Raw genomic sequence first — 285 nt, 5'->3', positions numbered from 1 at the left:
GGGGGTGGGCGAGGAAGAAGCGGATCATCTCCGCGGACGCGTCGGGTCCCATCGGGTCGGTGTAGGAGCCGACCGGGCTGCCGCCGTACCAGGCGTGCCCGCCGCCGTGCACCGTCCACGATTCCACCACCACGACGCCCTCGGTGTCGGTGTGCACGGTGCGGGTCGCGTCCCGCCTCGCCCGGTCGTCGCGGTCGGTCGCCGCGGTCACCGGGCCGGCGGTGGCGAGGCGGGCGGTGACGAGGTTGTCGGCGTTGACCGGCGCCACCAGCGCGTCGGCGTCGC

1 protein-coding gene is annotated in these 285 nt (G+C 75.8%); it reads right to left on the bottom strand.

What is annotated here, in order from left to right; translation table 11 throughout:
• The coding region (locus tag RM445_RS32815; protein ID WP_311560628.1) for a hypothetical protein at window positions 1-285 on the bottom strand (285 nt) is incomplete at both ends.

It is taken from the genome of Pseudonocardia charpentierae, assembly GCF_031845345.1.
Lineage (GTDB): Bacteria > Actinomycetota > Actinomycetes > Mycobacteriales > Pseudonocardiaceae > Pseudonocardia > Pseudonocardia charpentierae.
The sequence above is the reverse complement of the archived record's forward strand: the minus strand, read 5'-3'. Positions and strand labels throughout refer to the sequence as shown.